The organism is Affinundibacterium baiyunense (genome assembly GCF_018139645.1).
GTDB lineage: Bacteria > Pseudomonadota > Gammaproteobacteria > Burkholderiales > Burkholderiaceae_D > Undibacterium > Undibacterium baiyunense.
This window is the reverse complement of record NZ_JAGSPM010000007.1, coordinates 14,713-34,298: the sequence shown is the minus strand read 5'-3', so window position 1 is coordinate 34,298 and position 19,586 is coordinate 14,713. Positions and strand designations below refer to the sequence as shown.

General features: G+C 44.8%; 15 protein-coding genes. 8 read left to right on the top strand and 7 right to left on the bottom strand.

What is annotated here, in order from left to right; translation table 11 throughout:
• Positions 1-24: 24 nt before the first annotated feature.
• Positions 25-1,536: a response regulator gene (locus KDM92_RS12090; RefSeq protein ID WP_212684726.1), complete on the bottom strand. Its 1,512-nt coding sequence runs from the start codon at positions 1,534-1,536 to the stop codon at positions 25-27.
• A 385-nt stretch (positions 1,537-1,921) separates the two neighbouring features.
• On the opposite strand from KDM92_RS12090, the gene KDM92_RS12085 reads away from it, so the two are divergent.
• Complete coding sequence (locus KDM92_RS12085; protein WP_438947467.1) at positions 1,922-2,713, top strand: IclR family transcriptional regulator; 792 nt, start codon at positions 1,922-1,924, stop codon at positions 2,711-2,713.
• Positions 2,714-2,765: 52 nt separating this feature from the next.
• Here the strand turns inward: KDM92_RS12085 and lepB are convergent, their stop codons facing one another.
• From lepB to tkt, 4 genes are all read right to left on the bottom strand, one after another.
• Positions 2,766-3,458: a signal peptidase I gene (lepB, locus tag KDM92_RS12080; protein ID WP_212684724.1), complete on the bottom strand. Its 693-nt coding sequence runs from the start codon at positions 3,456-3,458 to the stop codon at positions 2,766-2,768.
• 115 nt (positions 3,459-3,573) lie between these two features.
• On the bottom strand, positions 3,574-4,587 hold the full coding sequence (gap, locus tag KDM92_RS12075) for a type I glyceraldehyde-3-phosphate dehydrogenase (protein WP_212684723.1): 1,014 nt from the start codon (positions 4,585-4,587) through the stop codon (positions 3,574-3,576).
• 212 nt (positions 4,588-4,799) lie between these two features.
• Positions 4,800-5,384, bottom strand: coding sequence for a GNAT family N-acetyltransferase (locus tag KDM92_RS12070; protein ID WP_230408328.1), 585 nt, complete (start codon positions 5,382-5,384; stop codon positions 4,800-4,802).
• 54 nt (positions 5,385-5,438) lie between these two features.
• On the bottom strand, positions 5,439-7,442 hold the full coding sequence (tkt, locus tag KDM92_RS12065; RefSeq protein WP_212684722.1) for a transketolase: 2,004 nt from the start codon (positions 7,440-7,442) through the stop codon (positions 5,439-5,441).
• Positions 7,443-7,622: 180 nt separating this feature from the next.
• Between tkt and speE the strand changes: the two genes are divergently transcribed.
• The 7 genes from speE (at position 7,623) to KDM92_RS12030 (ending at position 13,955) form a co-directional block, all read left to right on the top strand.
• Positions 7,623-8,855 carry a polyamine aminopropyltransferase gene (gene speE, locus KDM92_RS12060; protein WP_212684721.1) on the top strand — a complete coding sequence of 411 codons (1,233 nt, stop codon included), beginning with the start codon at positions 7,623-7,625 and terminating at the stop codon, positions 8,853-8,855.
• A gap of 174 nt (positions 8,856-9,029) precedes the next feature.
• A complete protein-coding gene (locus tag KDM92_RS12055; protein ID WP_212684720.1) occupies positions 9,030-9,479 on the top strand; it encodes a hypothetical protein in 450 nt (149 codons plus the stop codon).
• 5 nt (positions 9,480-9,484) lie between these two features.
• Entirely contained in the window at positions 9,485-10,615 is a 1,131-nt protein-coding gene (locus KDM92_RS12050; RefSeq protein WP_212684718.1) for a glutathionylspermidine synthase family protein, read from the top strand.
• Between the two features lie 45 nt (positions 10,616-10,660).
• Positions 10,661-11,068, top strand: coding sequence for a DUF350 domain-containing protein (locus KDM92_RS12045; RefSeq protein ID WP_189344656.1), 408 nt, complete (start codon positions 10,661-10,663; stop codon positions 11,066-11,068).
• 105 nt (positions 11,069-11,173) lie between these two features.
• Positions 11,174-11,899 (top strand): 16S rRNA (uracil(1498)-N(3))-methyltransferase, encoded by a 726-nt coding sequence (locus KDM92_RS12040; RefSeq protein ID WP_212684716.1) that lies wholly within the window; start codon positions 11,174-11,176, stop codon positions 11,897-11,899.
• Positions 11,900-11,970: 71 nt separating this feature from the next.
• Entirely contained in the window at positions 11,971-12,573 is a 603-nt protein-coding gene (locus tag KDM92_RS12035) for a hypothetical protein (RefSeq protein ID WP_212684714.1), read from the top strand.
• A 239-nt stretch (positions 12,574-12,812) separates the two neighbouring features.
• Positions 12,813-13,955, top strand: a complete 1,143-nt coding sequence (locus KDM92_RS12030; RefSeq protein WP_212684712.1) for a methyltransferase — start codon at positions 12,813-12,815, stop codon at positions 13,953-13,955.
• A 144-nt stretch (positions 13,956-14,099) separates the two neighbouring features.
• On the opposite strand, the gene KDM92_RS12025 is transcribed toward KDM92_RS12030, so the two are convergent.
• Both KDM92_RS12025 and KDM92_RS12020 read right to left on the bottom strand, forming a co-directional pair.
• Entirely contained in the window at positions 14,100-16,295 is a 2,196-nt protein-coding gene (locus KDM92_RS12025; protein WP_230408327.1) for a M4 family metallopeptidase, read from the bottom strand.
• A gap of 594 nt (positions 16,296-16,889) precedes the next feature.
• On the bottom strand, positions 16,890-19,199 hold the full coding sequence (locus KDM92_RS12020; protein ID WP_212684711.1) for an NADP-dependent malic enzyme: 2,310 nt from the start codon (positions 19,197-19,199) through the stop codon (positions 16,890-16,892).
• Between the last annotated feature and the right edge of the window lie 387 nt (positions 19,200-19,586).

The following is a 19,586-nucleotide window of genomic DNA, read 5'->3' as shown; positions in this document are numbered from 1 at the left end:
AATCGAATTCAAAACGACTATACATCAATCAGGATAACGAAGATTAATTTCTACTGCGCGATTAACATTTTGCACAAGCAAATCGACGTATTGCGGATCGAGATGGCTACCACTAACGCTTTTCAGATGCGCGATCACTTGTTCAACAGGCCAAGCAGATTTGTAAACGCGGGCATGCATCAATGCATCAAACACATCTGCCACGGCAACAATTCTGGCATAGGGGTGAATTTCTTCACCAACTAATCCTTGTGGGTAGCCAGATCCATCAAATTTTTCATGATGTTGGTGCGCGATAATCGAGGCCGCACGCAAAATGGGACGATGTGAACCATCTAAGATTGACATCCCTACTTCCGGATGTTGTTTCATAATGTCCCACTCTAGCTGATCTAGTTTTCCTGGTTTAAGCAAAACAGAATCAGGGGTCGCAATCTTGCCGATATCGTGCATAGGTGCCGCTTGCTTTAAGATTGCCGCTTCGTCCGGGTCCATGCCCGACGCAATCGCGATCAGATAACACACTTCGGACATGCGTCGAACGTGGTTTCCAGCTTCAGATGAGCGTGACTCCACCACATCGCCTAAACGCATAATCAGCTCACCTTGTGTGTCGCTGATTTCTTGGTTAAGCAAAATATTATCAAAAGCAATCGCTACGCCAGAAGAAAACACTTCAAGCAATTTGGCGTCGATGTCACTAACGCTTTCTACCCCTTTCAACACCAACAACGATGCTTTTCCACTTTCATTGGGAAAATATCCGACATAAGTATCGCCAAACAAATGAGAAATCCGATTTACTGTGACTTGATGCAAATGATCGAGTAATTCTTGGTTGAATAGCTGGTCATCATCATCGAAATTACCTATCTTCGCCAGCACCTCATAGGAATTCTCACCCGATACTCCGCTCGCACCACGCAAGCGCAGTAACATACTTTTTTCTAGACGCAATAAAGCCACGACTTGCTGTAATAGTCCATTCGCAAAATCGTGCATATTTCTTTGTTGATAAATATGTGCAGAAGCTTCGATAACTCGCTCTAGTCCCTCACGATAAGTGACTTGGAATCGACGCGCTTCTTCGACGGTATAAATATCTCGATATGCACGCAGAGCGGCAAAGGTGGTGGTGAATAATTTGGTACGATCCAGCTCGGTTTTTTCTTTGTAATCATTGATATCATAATCAACGATCACACTCTCTTCTGGTGCCTGACCAGGCTGCCCTGTCCTCAAGATAATGCGTGTGAATTGATTCTTTAAGTCTTGACGCATCCAACGTGCGACTTCTAAACCGCTATTTTCCGACTCCATCACTACGTCGAGAAACACTAAAGCGATGTCGGGCTCACGACTTAAAATTTCTTTCGCTTCTGGACCACTATAAGCATCTAAAAATTGCAGACGCCGACCATCTAATTCGAAACGATGCAAAGTCAACTTCGTAACATCATGAATATCTGGTTCATCGTCGACTAGTAGAATTTTCCAAGGTGCAGACTTAGAAGAACTTAATGATGTGCTCGACATAAACTACGTTTCCTTAAAAACTGAGGCAGTTAGTGTGATGCAAATGACAAAGAAGACTATCTGAATCGAAATCAACAAGTTACGAACGGCAAATGCGGTAACCACATTTCTAAGCTTGATCTTACACCGAAGCAACACGCATGCGCAAAAAATGTAAGCTGGCAAACACCCATAATGCATAAAGAATGTTTGAAAAATAGTCTATGACGCCATGCTTCATATCAAGATCAATTTCTATAAATTTAACGGGCATAACAACAAGTTAAGAATCACTAATCTGCTTTCGCTATATCCACTTACAACAAGTGACGAAAATAGAGAGTTCAGTTCAACACAGTCATTTCACATCGTGGTATAAAGGAATTTATTGCAATGCACCATTCACATGATGAAAAACGACGCTCCCATTTCCGCTGAAAAAACTTCGATACAAGTGATCGAACGCATGGTCTCATTATTGGACGCATTATCGCGCTATCACGACCCGGTCAGTCTGAAAGAACTTGCCAGCGTGACTGGCTTGCATCCATCGACTGCGCACCGCATCTTAAATGATCTCTGTATCACGCGGTTTGTCGACCGAGCAGACACTGGCACCTATCGTCTCGGCATGCGTTTATTAGAGCTGGGTAACATCGTAAAAAGCCGCTTGGATGTTCGCGAAGCTGCTTTAGAATTCATGCGAAATCTACACCGGATTACCAATCAAACTATCAATTTATCGGTACGTCAAGGCGATGAAATTGTCTACATCGACCGCGCCTTTTCCGAGCGCTCGGGTATGCAGGTAGTCCGCGCGATTGGTGGACGAGCGCCATTGCATTTGACTTCCACCGGTAAATTGTTTTTATCAATAGATGAACCGAAAGCTCTGCGTGCTTACATTACACGTACTGGTCTCGCTGGTCACAATAAAAATTCGATAACCGATGTCGCAAAATTAGAACGTGAACTAGCTTCAGTGCGCAACAACGGCTATGCACGTGACAATGAAGAATTGGAACTCGGAGTACGCTGTATGGCAGCAGGTATACATGACGACAGCGGAAAAATGATTGCGGGCTTATCGATTTCTGCGCCCGCAGATCGCTTGCAAGAAGCTTGGTTGGGAGATTTGTTAAGCACCGCTGAACAAATCTCAGCGGCACTTGGCTATATGCCGAAATTAGCAAAATAAGTTATACAGAATTTATCGCGGCCATGCAATTTAGAAAAATAGGATGGCAAGCTTATTGATCCAACTTAGCACCAATGCGTTCAATACGCGGCAAATAGTAATTGTCGTAGTCTAGTGAAAACATCAAACGCTTGACACGACCTGTGATTAGCTCACGTTTAACAAAACCATAAAAACGCGAATCATTACTATTATCGCGATTGTCACCCAACATCATGTAATGTCCAGCAGGAACCGTCACCGCATCAAATGAGCGTAAGGCAGGACGCTCTGGCATTACGATAATATTGTGATGCAAACTACCTAAGGACTCGGTGTACATCAATTGCTGATTCGGATATTCACGTGCCGGTGTTAAAAATTGCGGATCAGGCTGATCAATTTGCGCATATTCCGCTACTTGGCCATTGATGATCAACTTTTGATCGCGCATCTCGACTACATCACCCGGCAAACCAATAACGCGTTTAATCAAACGCAGACCATCAGCAGGCGAACTAAAGGTAACAATATCGCCACGCTGCGGCTCACCAACGTGCTTTAAGATCACATCTGTGAATGGAAGCTTAATATCATAAGCAATGCGATTAGCGATAACGCGATCACCTTCTAGCAAATGTGGATACATAGAACTTGATGGTACGACATACCAATCCGCCAATGCGCTACGCATCAAAATCATGCCAGCGACAAATAACAAGAATGTCTTATTATCCGCAACTAACTTGCGTAAGTTTAAGTTCATGATCAACTCCTTAATTGAACAACAGATTCTTACTACCGTTTTGTATAAACAAAAGCCCCGGGAGATCGGGGCTTTTATCTTACTTCATCTTACTATTACTTGAACGCCGATCAAATTACTTCGCATTCATCAATGCAACAGTCGTGTCCAACATACGGTTGGAGAAGCCCCACTCATTGTCGTACCAGCTAGATACTTTGACCAAACGACCATTTACTTTGGTCAATGTTTCGTCATAAGTAGAAGACGCTGGATTGTGGTTGAAGTCAACAGAGACCAACGGTGCTTTGTTGTAATCCAAAATACCTTTCAAGGCACCTTCTGATGCGTCTTTCAATACTTTGTTGATTTCCTCAACTGTAGTATCGCGCTTAGCGATAAACGTCAAATCAACTACGGACACGTTGATCGTTGGTACGCGCATTGCGTAGCCATCCAATTTACCGTTCAACTCTGGCAATACCAAACCTACCGCGGCTGCTGCACCAGTTTTAGTTGGGATCATGCTCATGGTTGCAGAACGCGCACGACGTAAATCTTCGTGCATTACGTCTGTCAACACTTGGTCATTGGTGTACGCGTGGATCGTTGTCATCAAACCGCTTTCGATACCGATAGCATCGTTCAATGGTTTCGCCAATGGTGCTAAGCAGTTAGTGGTGCAAGATGCATTAGAAATAACGGTGTCAGTTGCTTTCAATACGCCGTGGTTCACGCCGTAAACAACAGTTGCGTCAACATCTTTGCCGCCTGGTGCGGAAATGATGACTTTCTTTGCGCCGCCAGCCAAATGCGCAGATGCTTTTTCTTTGGTTGTGAAAAAGCCCGTGCATTCCAACACAACGTCAACATTCAATTCACCCCAAGGGATATTCGCAGGATTACGTTCTGCGAATACTTTGATCTTGTCGCCATTAACGATCATCGTGTCGCCTTCAACACTCACTGTGCCAGGGAACTTGCCGTGTGCGGTATCGTAACGTGTCAAATGCGCGTTAGATTCTGCGTTACCCAAATCGTTAATCGCTACGATTTGAATTTCATTCTTAAACTTACCACCTTCGTAGTGTGCACGTAGGATGTTACGACCGATACGGCCATAGCCGTTAATTGCGACGCGAATCGTCATGGTTCAATCTCCAAAAAGACAAACAGCAACAAAAAATAAAACACAAAAAAACTTAAAATCTACACTTTGAACGAGGTTTATAGAAACCTCTTAGTCGGGATGCAGCGCTAGGCCTAGTTTCCAGCCCTCCGGAGCAATATATCGATATTGCGAGGAACGCGGTTTCAGCGCTTACGACGCGATGCGCCCGAATATGAGGTTTATATAAACCGCTATTGCATAGCACGCGGAAACGGCAAAGCATCTGCCGATGCCAACATCACATTCAAATCATTCCAACCGTAACCCACTTCGGTCAGATCTAATCCATCCCAACTAAAATCTTGCTCGATGAGGATCTCTCCACCGAGCTCTTCGTAAAAATTGCGAGCTTGGGAATTGCCGTCAATCACCCAAATCACGCAACTGGTGCAGCCCATCGCTTGTAGAGAACGGGCTGCCTTATGCAACATGCGTTTACCGATGCCACAACGCTGCCATTGTGGGCGTATATAAATCGCATTGATTTCACCATCTTTGCCCAGCTTAGGCTCTGATAATTTCATCGCTGAGACGAAACCAACGATCTCATTATCACTAATCCCCACATACACGCACAAGCTATCTTCTTTCGCTGGCAACGCCTGCAAAATCGTACGCCAATGCAGTACGTTTTCGTTCATGTCCATCTCGTTGAGATAACTATCAGGAATCATGCCACGATAAGTCGTGCGCCAGCCCTCAATGCGGATTGCTGCAATCGCTTCCGCATCTGCGACTGTGGCACGACGTAATTGGATTTCCTTGATTTTATTCATATTGAGTTGGATTCACTTGCGCGTAGTCAAAATATACTAAATTATTCAATCTACTCACACCAAAACAGTTTTCACTTTCGCGACCACGTTGTCTACCGTAAAGCCAAAGTGTTTAAACAGCACAGGAGCAGGCGCAGATTCACCGAAAGTATCGATACCAACTACCGCACCTTCTAAGCCAACATATTTATGCCAGAACGCTGTAACACCAGCTTCGATCGCGACACGTGGCAAGCCTTTACCCAACACGCTCAATTGATAAGCTTTATCTTGGCGATCAAATACATCGGTTGAAGGCATAGACACCACACGTGCTGGAATGCCTTGCGCAGCTAATTCCGCAGCGGACTTCACCGCAAGTTCAATTTCAGAACCAGTCGCAATCAACACCACTTTGGCATCTGCTGCGTCTTGCAAGATATAGCCACCACGAGCAATATCAGCAACTTGCTGTGCGCTACGCTCTTGGAAAGGCAAGTTTTGACGTGAGAAAATCAAAGTCGATGGACCATCGGTACGCTTGATCGCTTCTGCCCAAGCCACGGTGGATTCAGTCGTATCGCATGGACGCCAGTTATCCAAATTTGGAATCAAACGCATGCTGGAAATATGCTCGACTGATTGATGCGTAGGACCATCTTCACCAAGACCGATGGAATCATGTGTAAACACGAACAAGCTACGAATCTTCATCAAAGCCGCCATACGAATTGCATTGCGACTGTAGTCAGAGAAGGTCAAGAAAGTCGCGCCGAACGGCAAGTAACCACCATGCAAAGCGATACCATTCATGATCGCGCTCATACCAAATTCTCGTACCCCGTAATTGATATGGTTCCCCGCTTGATTTGCACGCACCGCGACGCACTCTTTCCAGTTCGTTAAATTGGAACCTGTCAAATCTGCAGAACCACCCAAAAATTCTGGCAAGCTTGGGGCAAACGCTTGAATCGCATTTTGGCTAGCTTTACGAGTTGCAATCGTTTCTTTTTTCTCGACGGTTGTCGCAATCGCTGCCTTCACTACTTCATCGAAATTCGCTGGCAAACCATTGTTCATACGACGTGTCAATTCAGCAGCTTTGGCTGGATGCGCAGCACTGTACACAGCAAATGCGGCATTCCATTCTGCTTCTGCTTTCGCACCATCAACTTTCGCATCCCATGCGCTGTACACATCGGCTGGTACTTCGAATGGTGGATAGTTCCAATCGATGTTTGCACGCACGGCAGCGACTTCTTTATCGCCAAGTGCAGCACCGTGCACATTGTGCGTACCTTCCATATTTGGAGAGCCTTTACCGATCACGGTACGGCAGCAAATCAAAGTTGGTTTGTCAGATGCTTTGGCTGCGATAATTGCTTGATTGACGGCAGCGACGTTATGACCATCGACACCGCGAATCACATTCCAGCCATAAGATTCAAAACGCGCAGGCGTATCGTCGGTGAACCAGCCTTCTACATGTCCATCGATAGAAATCCCATTGTCGTCCCAGAATGCGGTTAATTTGTTCAGCTTCCATGTGCCTGCTAGGGAACAAGCTTCGTGCGAAATACCTTCCATCAAGCAGCCGTCGCCCATGAACACATAAGTGCGATGGTCGACAATATTCGCGCCATCGACATTGAACTCTGCAGCCAATAATTTTTCCGCAAGAGCCATACCAACCGCATTGGTGATGCCTTGACCAAGTGGACCTGTGGTTGTTTCCACGCCTGGTGTGATGTGCACTTCTGGATGACCAGCCGTTTTGGAATGCAATTGACGGAAATTGCTGATTTCAGACATCGGCAAATCGTAGCCCGTCAGGTGCAGCAAAGAATAATGCAACATCGAGCCGTGACCATTCGACAACACGAAACGGTCACGATTCACCCATGATGGATTGGTCGGATTGTGACGGTAGTGCCCCGCCCACAATGCCACCGCGATTTCGGCCATGCCCATAGGCGCACCTGGATGACCAGAATTGGCTTTTTGAACAGCGTCCATAGACAATGCGCGAATTGCATTGGCCATCTTAGAAGTATTTTCAGGCTGGAATGTGGATGTCATAGCGGCAGAGGAGAAAAGTTTATAAAAATCGTGCGGAGCGCAAAACGATTAGGTCTTATACGGCTCGGATTACCAAGTGTTACCCAAAGTGATCGTTTTACTTAATAAAGTCCGTTATTTTACCAGAGCAGCGCGCCACAGAATACAATTGCGACTTTCACATCATTCTTACTAAGATTTATGGAAGGTTTACACCTCACCGCAGATTGCTTTACATGCCAATGCAATCCAGCACTTTTGATAGAAGAAGATCGCCTAAGCGATTTAGTTCGCCAAACAACTTTGCAGGCAGGTTTAACAATCGTAGGCGAGAAATTTCACGGCTTTACGCATCCGGATGGTAGTCCAGCGGGAATTACCGGAACTCTTTTATTAGCAGAATCACATGTAGCATTTCATACTTGGCCAGAACGCCAAGCCGTCACCTTGGATGTGTATGTTTGCAATTTTGAAAATGACAATAGCGCAAAAGCCATAGAAATCGTTGAACGTCTGGTGACTGCATTTCAACCACAGAAAGTTTCGCGGCAAAGTTTGCAAAGAGGGACACCCAGCGAAACAACAAAAAGCTTGGCAATAGAGAATCTAAGTGCGCACACGGCGATGCAAACCCAAATCACTGAAATTGTCGCAGAGGTACAAAGTCCATTTCAGCACATACAAATCGCCATCGCGCCCGAATTCGGCAAGATCATGCGCATCGATGGTGCGATGATGACTTCAGAAAAAGATGAGTTTTACTATCACGAAACTTTAGTCCATCCGGCCGCAATCACACACGGCGAGCCGAAAAGCGCCTTAATTATCGGCGGTGGCGACGGTGGCTCCACGGAAGAGCTACTCAAATACAAAAGTATTCAACACATCACCTTGTGCGAAATTGATGAAGAAGTCATTAAGCTATCGAAGCAACACCTAGCCTCAATACACCAAAACGCATTTGATTCAATCAAGGTCAATATCATTCATCGCGATGGCTTCGCTTACATTGAGGAAACTTCCGACAAGTTCGATTTAATTCTCTTGGATCTGACCGATCCAATTACGGCAAATGGAAGCAATCTGGCGCAGTCTTGTATGACTGAGTTTTTTTTTCAGTCTTGCTATCAACGCCTGAATGAACATGGACTCATCGTCTTGCATTTAGGCAGCGCGTTTTATCACGCAGAGCGTTACCAAACAAGCTTAGCGCGTCTACACGCGAGCTTCGATCATGTACAAGCCTTCGACGTTTTTATTCCACTTTATGGCGCTATGTGGGGCATGGCGATGGCTGCTAAAGATACGAAAACTGTGCCTAAGCAGAATTATTTTCAGTTATCCAAAGAACAGATCAATCAACGCATTCAGCAACTCGAACTTAATCGACTACAGTTTTATAACGCCGAACTACATCACCGCTTGCTGGCATGAAGAACTAGTCTCTTGAATTGAAATACCTTGAAGTCTAAGCACGACGTTCAAAGAAACAACAAGTTACTGGCAACGGTAAAACAAAAAGACAAAGACCATCACAAGTCAGATAGGCAGTATTACAATGGCAACTCGAATAATTTGAATGTCTCAGAATATCAAGAAGGAATGCTGATGAGCACACAGCAAAAACATAAACGTCGCGCCTCACAAAGTTTGCCACTGATGTTAGTCACTTCAGCCACCGTCGCGAGCTTGGCGGGCTGTGGCAGCGAAGACCCAAACGCGCATCTCGCCAGCGTACGTGATGAGTACCAAAGTCTAGAAGATTGCAAAGAGGATTGGGGAAGCACTGATCCCTGCCAACCGCAGCCAGCACCACCAAGTTCAAATTTGATTCCAACTACTGGCAATAGCTCTGGTGGACACATCTACACCGGACGTTATTGGGGCCCCACTTACTACGAGGGGCAACGAGATGCCGCTCAACGTAATTTTTTAGGTAGCCGGTTTAATGGCAGTGCTGCGCAATTGAGCGACCGCGCTGTTAGCCGCAGCATCACACGCAGTGTTAGCCGTGGCGGTTTCGGTTCAAGTTCACGTGGCTTTTCTGGCGGAGGCTAAACCGAATGATTCGAGAATCATTAACGCCCCGCACTGCGTGGCAACGTCAATTCGAGGATCTTGGCTTTAGCTATCACTCCATTGATGGATTGTATTGGGATGAACGGTACGCTTATCGTTTTACCGCGGATCAAATTGATGTTCTAGAACAAGCTACCATCGATTTGCATCAAATGAGTTTGCAAGCAGTTGAGCACGTTATTCGTCATGGTCAATTTGAACGATTTGCGATTCCACAAAGCTTTTGGTCTTACGTAGAAGAGAGCTGGCGTGAAAAAGAGTTCTCACTATTTGGTCGTTTTGACTTAAGTTGGAACGGTACCGGCGCACCAAAAATGTTGGAATATAACGCAGATACACCGACCGGCTTGGTGGAATCCTCAGTCGCACAATGGTATTGGATGCAGGATGTCTATCCAAATGCTGATCAATTTAACTCTTTGCACGAAAAACTAATCGATCAATGGAAAAAGTTTGACGCGAAAGGTGTTGTGCATTTTGTTTGCGCGGATAGTGAAGAAGATGTTGGTAATCTTTCTTACTTGCGCGACACGGCAATTCAAGCTGGATTCGCAACCAAGCAAATGAGCATCAACGAACTTGGTTGGGATGAAGCCAATGCCGAATTGGTCGATGACAATGACGTCAAAATCGATAATCTGTTCAAGCTCTACCCTTGGGAATGGCTAAGCAGAGAACAATTTGCTAGCCATTTATTAAACCGCCCTGCTCGCATTATTGAGCCTGCATGGAAAATGCTATTGTCGAATAAAGCAATCTTGCCGGTACTATGGGAACTCTTTCCAGATCATCCGAATTTGCTGCCTGCATATACCGAGGCATGGCGCATCAGCGGCAATTTTGTAAAAAAACCGCTGCTATCACGAGAAGGTGAAAATATTTCGATTTATGCAGATGGAAATGTCATACATACTGAAGGCGAATATGGGCAAGAAGGTTTCATTTATCAAGCCTATGCGCCACAACCAAAGTTTGATGATGGCATTACGCCAGCCTATACCTCGATTGGTTCATGGGTCGTAGGCGATGAGGCAGCTGGCATAGGTATACGCGAAGATGAAACACTCATCACAAAAGACACTAGCCGTTTTATTCCACATTATTTTGTCGATTAAGTTTTATCCCCCAACACATTTTATTTATCGATTAGAAAGTACCTCATGAGCGCACAATTTTTAGCCTATGGCTTTCCAGCATTTATCAGCCACTTTGGTTCCGCACTCGCTTTTTTATTTCTCTTTATTGCGATCTATATTCGTATCACGCCTTATAAAGAAATTGCCTTAATCCGCGAAGGAAATACCGCTGCGTCTGCCAGCCTATCAGGAGCGGTGCTAGGTTATTGCATTGCCTTAGCCTCATCGGTTGCGCATAGCGTCGATTTACCCGATATGCTGATCTGGAGCGCGATTGCTTTGGTCATTCAATTACTCGCGTTTGTAATCGCCCGAATCTTGCTACCCGACTTAATTAAAGACGTACCGAACAACAAACTTGCTTCTGGCATTTTTCTAGGTGCCTTGAGCTTAGGTATGGGCATACTCAATGCCGCTTGCCAAACCTATTAATTTAGATCGCTTTTTATTTCGTTGAATTCATGAAGATTGTCAGAGCGCCACATGTACAAACGCGCTCTACTTTCCCCTACTAGCTCGTACATTTACTCTCATCACATGCCTCGTTTTTATTGCTCTCTGCCTTTATCTGTCGGTGCGATTGTCGATCTACCAAGCGATACAGCACATCATATTTTTGTTCTACGCTTAAACGTCGGCGATCGTGTTGAGCTTTTTAATAGCGAAGGCGGCAGTTACTTAGCAACACTGACAGCAATCAGTAAAAAACAAGTCAACGCTGAAGTGAAGCTTTTCTTGCCCGAGGAAGTCGAACTACCATTTCATTTAAGTCTGGCGCAAGCCTTACCAGAAGGCTCCAAAATGGATTGGATTATCGAAAAAGCGATAGAGCTAGGCGTGAATCACATCCAACCGCTTGCCGCACAACGTAGCGTCGTGAAGTTGAATCAAGAACGGGCAGAGAAAAAAATGGCGCATTGGCGAGGTGTCATCCAAAGTGCTACCGAACAATGTGGACGAAAACGGCTTGCCCATCTGGCAGAATTAATCGATGCACAAAAGTGGATGACGCAACAAGATATGCACAAACGCATCTTGCTCTCGCCGCGTGCAAATCAATCATTAACCGATTGGGCAAAACATCACCCTGCACAAACATTAACCATCGCAATCGGACCGGAGGGCGGATTCTCTGAGCAAGAAGAGCAACTAGCGGTAAATCAAGGTGCACTAATGTTAAGTTTAGGTCCGCGCGTACTCAGAACCGAAACCGCTGGATTAGCCGCGATTTCGGTAATTAGCGCGGCATGGGGTGGGATCTAAAACAAACATCGCCTTTATTTGATCCACTCAAACCGATATTCCATGCTTATCAATCTAAATCGACTTGCTCCATGAAAAAACATTTATTCACCGCCATCTTTGCAATCGGTATTGCGCAGACTAGCCCGATCCAAGCGCAAATAAAACAAGAAGCACCATTGGTTTCTGTCCCCACTCATGATGCTTTCTTTGATCAATTAAAACAATTATGCGGCAAGGCCTTCGAGGGAAAGGTCGTCGTTGATAATCCAAAATCAGATGGGTTTGAAGGAAAACTCGTCATGCATGTACGGAAATGCAGCGATACTCAATTGCAAATCCCATTTCATGTTGGCGACAATCACTCACGTACTTGGATCATCACAAAAACTGGTTCAGGTCTCTCACTCAAACATGATCACCGACATGCCGATGGCAGTCATGATGCGCAAACCATGTATGGTGGGCACACCCTTGATGGAGGATGGAAAAATATCCAATCATTTCCTGCTGACCAGTATTCCAAAGAGCTATTCGCACGTTTAGGCAGCGCCCAATCAATCACAAATATCTGGCAAATATTTATTTACCCGAATTCTTTTAGTTACCGACTCATTCGCGAAGGACGCGAATTTAGAGTGAACTTTGATTTAACAAAACCAACAAGCATTCCCCCTACGCCTTGGGGTTATTAAGACCGAATTACTGATCAAAGTCGTTGATATACGCTACCAGTGCCGATTAGATTTCCACTGACACTGGGCGCTCATGTTAGTCGATATGCTGCATGCATCGTCGTTTTATCTGAAATTGCTAGCGAAACAAAATATGAGTAGGAGTATCAGCGACTCACTTTAGATCTTTATCCCTTTTCAAGCGCCGCATTTGTTAAACTTCGGGCATATCGTTCTGACTCACCTCACCCATTGTCCCCATGCATGCCCCACATCCCGTTATAAGTTGGCTAGAAAATCAAGAAACACTGACCTTGCTTTGGCACTCTGAAAACGCCAGTCCAGCACCCAAGCGAACACAAATCGCAGACGATACCTTAAATGCGGATGCCGCATATAAATTGGCTTGTGAAGGAACTGCACTACTATGGCGTGGAGATTTTCAAAATGCAAAGAACTTGTTACAGGCAATCACAAGAAGAATCGACAAAAAACGCTCACGAGTAAAAAAATCAGCAAACTCACCAGTTACAGCGTCCGACGCTTTTCACTTACATCGTCAAGCACAGGCACAACGAGCTCGTGTTTTAGGTATGCTGCTTATTCCGATCAATGCGGATTTCACAATTCCCTTGCGCCGCGCACCAGATGTGAAACAAGCCTGTTTAGAAGCTTACGGACAGATAGATCGAGATTTTGCGATTTCCTTACGTGAGCTACTGGGAATCATTGGTGCCCATCAATGGAGAAAAAACGGCATCGAAATTCCCGCGTTGGGAGACAAAATTCATCCGCATTACGGCGTCTTCTCGCCTGTACGCGGTGAGTATCTTGATCTAGTCGCAAAAGCTTCCCTGCCCAACCTAGAACTCGCTTTTGATATCGGTACTGGATCAGGCGTTATCGCGGCAATTTTAGCCAAACGTGGCATTAAAAAAATCATCGCGACAGATCAAGATGATCGAGCACTCGCCTGCGCCAAGGAGAACTTAACTAGGCTCAATCTTTTACCACAAGTCGATCTCACCAAAACAAATCTATTCCCAGATGGTCAAGCTGCGCTAATCGTCTGTAATCCACCGTGGGTTCCGGCTAGACCAAATGCTGCTATCGAATATGCGGTCTACGATCAAGACAGTCAAATGCTACGCGGCTTCTTAGCCGGGTTATCAAAGCACCTAGCACCGGGCGGCGAAGCCTGGCTCATCATGTCAGATTTAGCGGAACACTTAGGATTACGAAGTGCACAGGAATTTTGGGGTTGGATAGATCTAAATGGACTTGAAGTCATCGGAAAAATGGATATACGGCCTCGCCATGCAAAAGTGAACGACAGTAGTGATCCTTTACATCAAGCACGCGCGGCAGAAATTACATCGCTGTGGCGCCTGCGGTTGAAATAACACAAAGCCTACCCCCTAATAGAAAAAGCCGTCAGATTTCTCGACGGCTTTTCTATTTCAAACAGTTTCTCAAACCATGATCAAACAAACTCGTTTCAATTCAATTCATTAGAATAAACCGAGTTTGTTTAATCATTCCAGCTCTTATTGAACTACAGCCTTAACACTTGCGTTTGATACCGCGGCATAAGCATTCACTAATAAGTAGTAAGTACCAGCCGTTGGCGCACTGAAAGTGATGGTCTCTGTGTTTGTAGAGCCATCAGATTTCTTAGTATAGCTAGTTGTTGTTGGTGCAGTTGTCATACGTGCATACAAGTCACCATCGCCAGTGCCACCAGACAATGTAAAGGTTAAGCTTGTTTTACCAGAAGGAACAACGATGCTATACACCTTCGATCCATTCGTAGCCAGACTCACACTTTGGGCAACACCACTGACTAACACATTACCACTTGGTGGCGTTGTACCAGTTTGGTAGCTCGCCACAATCGAAGCACCATTAACAGCTGCGTACGCATTTGCCAACAAGTAGTAAGTTCCTGCGGTTGGCGCAGCGATAGTGATTGTCTCAGCATTCGTTGAACCATCTGATTTCGACAAGTAAGAAGTTGTCGTTGGAGCAGAACCTAACTTGGTGTACAAATCGCCGTCACCAGTACCACCAGACATTTTGAATGTGAGATTCGTCGCGCCAGTTGGCACTGCGAATGTGTAAGTCGCACTTTGACCTGCAGCTGCAGAGAACGTTACCGCAACATCTTTCGTCAATACGCTACCAGTTGGTGGCGGCGTCGTTGTTCCACAGCCACCAGTAACACCAACGGCGGCAAATGCTGCTGTAACATCAGCAACTGCATATCCACGATTGATTGCTGCCTTTTCCACGCCACACGCACCTTGGTTAAATGTGCTATTGGCAGTCCAGTACAGACGATTTGCATCAGCCATGATTTCAAATGCCTTACGTACAGTCCAACCAGATGAGGTTGCCAAGATATGGAAGGCTTTATTGAATACGCCGCTGGAGTGATGCACGTCCATGCTGCTAGTGAACTTGCTTGCATGACCAATTGAACGACCATCTAACTCTGGGTTATACATGTAACGCATTGCTCCAGAGCCTTTTTTGATATCGTCACCGACCATAAAAGTTCCTGTACCACGCATATACCATGACGCTGCTTCACCCGCCATATCAGAAAAAGCTTCATTCATACCGCCTGACATGCCTGAATACACTAAACCAGAATTTTGTTCAGTAAAGCCGTGACTAACCTCATGTGCAGTAACGCCCAAAGAAACCAAAGGATGGAAAGTACTGCCGCCATCACCATAGCTCATTGCAGAACCATCCCAAAATGCATTCTCATAGTTAGTGCCATAGTGAATGCGCATTTGCAACTTGCCAGAGATTGGACGAATTCCCAGCCAAGCTTGATACATATTGAATACGACATTGCCAAAGAAATGACCGTCATTCAATGGAGAATAAGCACCATTAATTTCTTTAAATGTGTTGGTAGGGCAAGTGAATTTATACAATGTGCCGGTGCCAGATGTCGCATGATTCATATTGTAGGTATCGACATTTGGGCTAGTCATTTGGCACGTGCTAGACACATTTAATGGACCATAAGTAGCACCGCTGCCTGCAGGACCATAGGTGTAACGACCGATACGCTGATTACCACCAGGGCCGCCAGCATCTAGATGCGTAATACCTTCCCATTGTTCTAACAGCGCACCTGTGTTGGCATCAATCAATGCGTGTGGACGACTTGGCGTACCATCGGCTGCGATCGTGACGTAAGATGCTAAATAAACCAATTTAGCCACGCCATTTGCTGCTTGCTTCACGAATAATTTTGTCTGTTCGTTTGATGTATTGCTTGCGCGCTTTGCGTTCTTCAGTAGACCTAACGCTTGGCTTGCGGAGTATAAAGGCTTCACTGTTGGCAAGTCATTTGCCAAATTGCTTAACATGGCGCCGTGGAATGAACGCGCAGCAGAAGAAACAATCGATTGCGTCTCATCGGAATGCTCAACGATTACCTCACCCCAAACTGGTACTCCTTGGTGCAACTGTTCATAGCGAGTAACGAGCTTGTTGCCGTATTTTTGGCTGCGCAAGGCTTGCAGTTCTCCAGCACCCAAACCGAGCACCTCATGGGCTCTCGCGGATGCACTATTGGATGCCGAATTAAACGCCTTATTTTTCGCTGGAATACCAGCACTCAAATCAATACGATCAGCCGCTGAAACGCTGAATGATGCAGCGACTAAACTTGCTAAGATTGTTGGACGCAACACAGCTTGTAATTTCATACCTTTTTTCATCTTATTCCCTACCTTCTAGTTGAAAAACTCCCTAAGTATTGAATTGACCAAAGCTTGTGGCTTTAGTCCCCATTTTTTGCCTTTTTTAACTACCTTGATTTTGGTTTGTAGCGGCAAAATGCTCTTTTTATCTGAGAAAGCCGAACATATATTGATTTTTTGACATATCTCATCTGGCAAGTGCAAGTAGAACAGAGCGTGAGCTAATTGCAAACATTTTCAGTGCAGACAAGAGATAACTTTATAGATAACCAATAAAGCAATGACAGTACAAAATTTGGACTAGAGGAAGGAAAACAAAGAAAATATCGAAAAAACTCGACTTAAAAATATTTTAAAAATGAGATTACAGCACTATTTATCACAAATGTTTGCACATAATTGACAAAGATAAAAAAACAACAGCAGAAGTGGTATTAATAGCTTCTTCTAATAATTTTATTTCCCAAGAGGAAATCTTGCCAATCTCCAAGATTTACAGTTAAGTGGTATTGCACCAAAAGCGATTGTGTCAATCCATTCGCATGGCTATTATTAGATAAAAAAAAGCCGTCAATGTAATGACGGCTTTATTAAATAAAATGCAAAAATCGACTAGCGCTGCGCCACTGCATCCACTACACATAAAGCAGTCATATTGACAATACGACGAACCGTCGCTGAAGAAGTCAAAATATGAACTGGCTTTGCACAACCTAATAGAATCGGCCCAATCGCAATATTATTGCCCGCAGCCGTTTTCAATAAGTTATATGCAATATTGGCAGCGTCAATATTTGGCATCACCAATAAATTCGCATCACCCTTTAATGTAGAACTTGGCATCATTTTTTGACGATAATCAGAATCTAACGCTGTATCGCCGTGCATTTCACCATCAATCTCAAGATCTGGAGCATCGCGTTGTACGATCGCTAACGCGGCACGCATTTTCTTGGCTGATTCACTATTACTTGAACCAAAATTGGAGTGCGATAACAGCGCCGCCTTTGGTTGTATACCAAAACGACGCATCTCTTCTGCGGCCAAAATCGTAATCTCAGCGATTTGCTCTGCGCTAGGATTTTCATTGATATGCGTATCAACCAAGACCAATTGACGATCTGGTAAAACCAAACCATTCATAGCCGCATATACGTTCACGCCAGCACGTTTACCAAGAACTTGGTTCACGTAAAACAAATGCAAACTACCGATACCAAATGTTCCACAGATCATGCCATCAGCATCGCCCTTGTGAACCATCATCGAGCCAATTAAAGTGTGGCGACGACGCATTTCTAACTTTGCGTATTGCTCAGTAATACCTTGGCGGCAGGTCATTTGATGATAGGTTTGCCAGTAATCACGATACCTTGCATCCATTTCTGGATTGATCGCTTCAAAATCGATACCTGGGCGCAAACGCAAACCAAACTTCTCAATTCGTTTTTCCAGAATATGTGGGCGACCAACCAAAATTGGTTTAGCCAGTTTTTCATCAACGACCACTTGTACAGCACGCAAAACACGTTCTTCTTCACCCTCTGCAAAAACAATGCGCTTGCGAGAATCTGGTGCTTTCTTGGCAATTTGGAATAGTGGCTTCATGAACGTGCCACTGTGGTAAACAAATTGCTGCAACTTATCAATATACGCCTGCATATCCTGAATTGGTCGCGCTGCAACACCACAATCTTCTGCTGCTTTCGCTACTGCTGGTGCAATCTTAATCATCAAGCGCGGGTCAAATGGCTTAGGAATTAAATATTCAGGGCCAAACGATAAGTTAGAAATTCCGTAGGCTGATGCCACCACATCAGATTGCTCAGCTTGTGCCAAATCGGCAATCGCATGTACGACCGCAATTTCCATTTCGCGAGTGATGGTCGTTGCCCCACAATCCAACGCACCACGGAAAATATACGGGAAACACAGTACATTATTCACTTGATTTGGGAAATCGGAACGGCCAGTAGCCATCACCGCGTCATCCCGTACTGCTTTGACTTCTTCAGGCAGAATTTCAGGCGTAGGATTCGCTAACGCCAAAATCAAAGGACGTGCCGCCATGGTTTTCACCATGTCTTGTTTTAGTACGCCGCCGGCGGACAATCCCAAGAAAATATCTGCGCCGGTGATGACCTCTTTTAAACTACGCGCACTCGTATCTTGTGCGAAGCGTTCCTTATCAGGATCCATCAACTCGGTACGACCTTTGTAGACCACGCCAGCGAGATCCGTGACAAAGATGTTTTCAATCGGAAAACCAAGATCAACAATCAAATCCAAGCAAGCCAGCGCCGCCGCACCAGCACCAGAAACCACCAACTTACAATCTTTGAGATCTTTACCAACAACTTTTAAGCCATTCAAAATTGCGGCGCCAACAATGATCGCAGTGCCATGCTGATCATCGTGGAAAACTGGAATCTTCATCTTATCGCGCAACTTACGTTCGATATAGAAACACTCAGGCGCTTTGATGTCCTCTAAATTAATACCGCCAAACGTCGGCTCTAAGGAAGCAATAATATCCACCAATTTGTCTGGATCTGACTCATTGATTTCGATATCAAATACGTCAATTCCCGCAAATTTCTTAAACAAGACGCCCTTACCTTCCATCACTGGCTTGGAAGCCAAAGGGCCGATGTTGCCTAAACCTAACACTGCGGTGCCATTGGTAATCACACCGACCAGATTGCCACGTGCTGTGTATTTAAATGCCGCAGCCGGATCAGCCACAATTTCTTCACATGGCGCTGCCACACCGGGCGAGTAAGCTAGCGCCAGATCGCGCTGATTCGTAAGTTGTTTAGTTGGAGTGACACTGATTTTGCCAGGCGTTGGAAATTCATGGTATTCCAATGCGGCTTGACGTAATTGTTGACGAAGTAATTCTTTTTGTTCTGGCGAATCCATGCGAGTCCATTCCTTCTTAAACAAACAAATAGGGGGTTAATGATTCTAGCAGAGAGGCAACATTTGCTTCATACGTATTTATACGAGTTCTATGACTTTTTTGCATAAGCGATAGCTAGAATGACTAAATAAGGTCAAAAACATAGTGAATAGCTATCAAAATAGGTCGATTCTATGGACTCGTACCTGACATCAACGCGATCATGATTGTCTTGTAGCTTGCATCTGCATCACTTTATTTCATTAATTACGTCACTAATCACTTCACTAATCAATTCGCTAAACAGTATCAAAAAAATACAAATACAAGTGTTCACCTATCTAAAGTCATTGGTACAAAACCAAAATAATTACCATAATCATTACATTTTTTTCTCAGAATCATTT

Excerpts from the sequence above, each read along its gene's own strand:
- KDM92_RS12090 (WP_212684726.1), bottom strand. The coding sequence starts at position 1,536 with ATGTCGAGCACATCATTAAGTTCTTCTAAGTCTGCACCTTGGAAAATT.
- KDM92_RS12085 (WP_438947467.1), top strand. The coding sequence starts at position 1,922 with ATGATGAAAAACGACGCTCCCATTTCCGCTGAAAAAACTTCGATACAA.
- lepB (WP_212684724.1), bottom strand. The coding sequence starts at position 3,458 with ATGAACTTAAACTTACGCAAGTTAGTTGCGGATAATAAGACATTCTTG.
- gap (WP_212684723.1), bottom strand. The coding sequence starts at position 4,587 with ATGACGATTCGCGTCGCAATTAACGGCTATGGCCGTATCGGTCGTAAC.
- KDM92_RS12070 (WP_230408328.1), bottom strand. The coding sequence starts at position 5,384 with ATGAATAAAATCAAGGAAATCCAATTACGTCGTGCCACAGTCGCAGAT.
- tkt (WP_212684722.1), bottom strand. The coding sequence starts at position 7,442 with ATGACATCCACATTCCAGCCTGAAAATACTTCTAAGATGGCCAATGCA.
- speE (WP_212684721.1), top strand. The coding sequence starts at position 7,623 with ATGGAAGGTTTACACCTCACCGCAGATTGCTTTACATGCCAATGCAAT.
- KDM92_RS12055 (WP_212684720.1), top strand. The coding sequence starts at position 9,030 with ATGAGCACACAGCAAAAACATAAACGTCGCGCCTCACAAAGTTTGCCA.
- KDM92_RS12050 (WP_212684718.1), top strand. The coding sequence starts at position 9,485 with ATGATTCGAGAATCATTAACGCCCCGCACTGCGTGGCAACGTCAATTC.
- KDM92_RS12045 (WP_189344656.1), top strand. The coding sequence starts at position 10,661 with ATGAGCGCACAATTTTTAGCCTATGGCTTTCCAGCATTTATCAGCCAC.
- KDM92_RS12040 (WP_212684716.1), top strand. The coding sequence starts at position 11,174 with ATGCCTCGTTTTTATTGCTCTCTGCCTTTATCTGTCGGTGCGATTGTC.
- KDM92_RS12035 (WP_212684714.1), top strand. The coding sequence starts at position 11,971 with ATGAAAAAACATTTATTCACCGCCATCTTTGCAATCGGTATTGCGCAG.
- KDM92_RS12030 (WP_212684712.1), top strand. The coding sequence starts at position 12,813 with ATGCATGCCCCACATCCCGTTATAAGTTGGCTAGAAAATCAAGAAACA.
- KDM92_RS12025 (WP_230408327.1), bottom strand. The coding sequence starts at position 16,295 with ATGAAAAAAGGTATGAAATTACAAGCTGTGTTGCGTCCAACAATCTTA.
- KDM92_RS12020 (WP_212684711.1), bottom strand. The coding sequence starts at position 19,199 with ATGGATTCGCCAGAACAAAAAGAATTACTTCGTCAACAATTACGTCAA.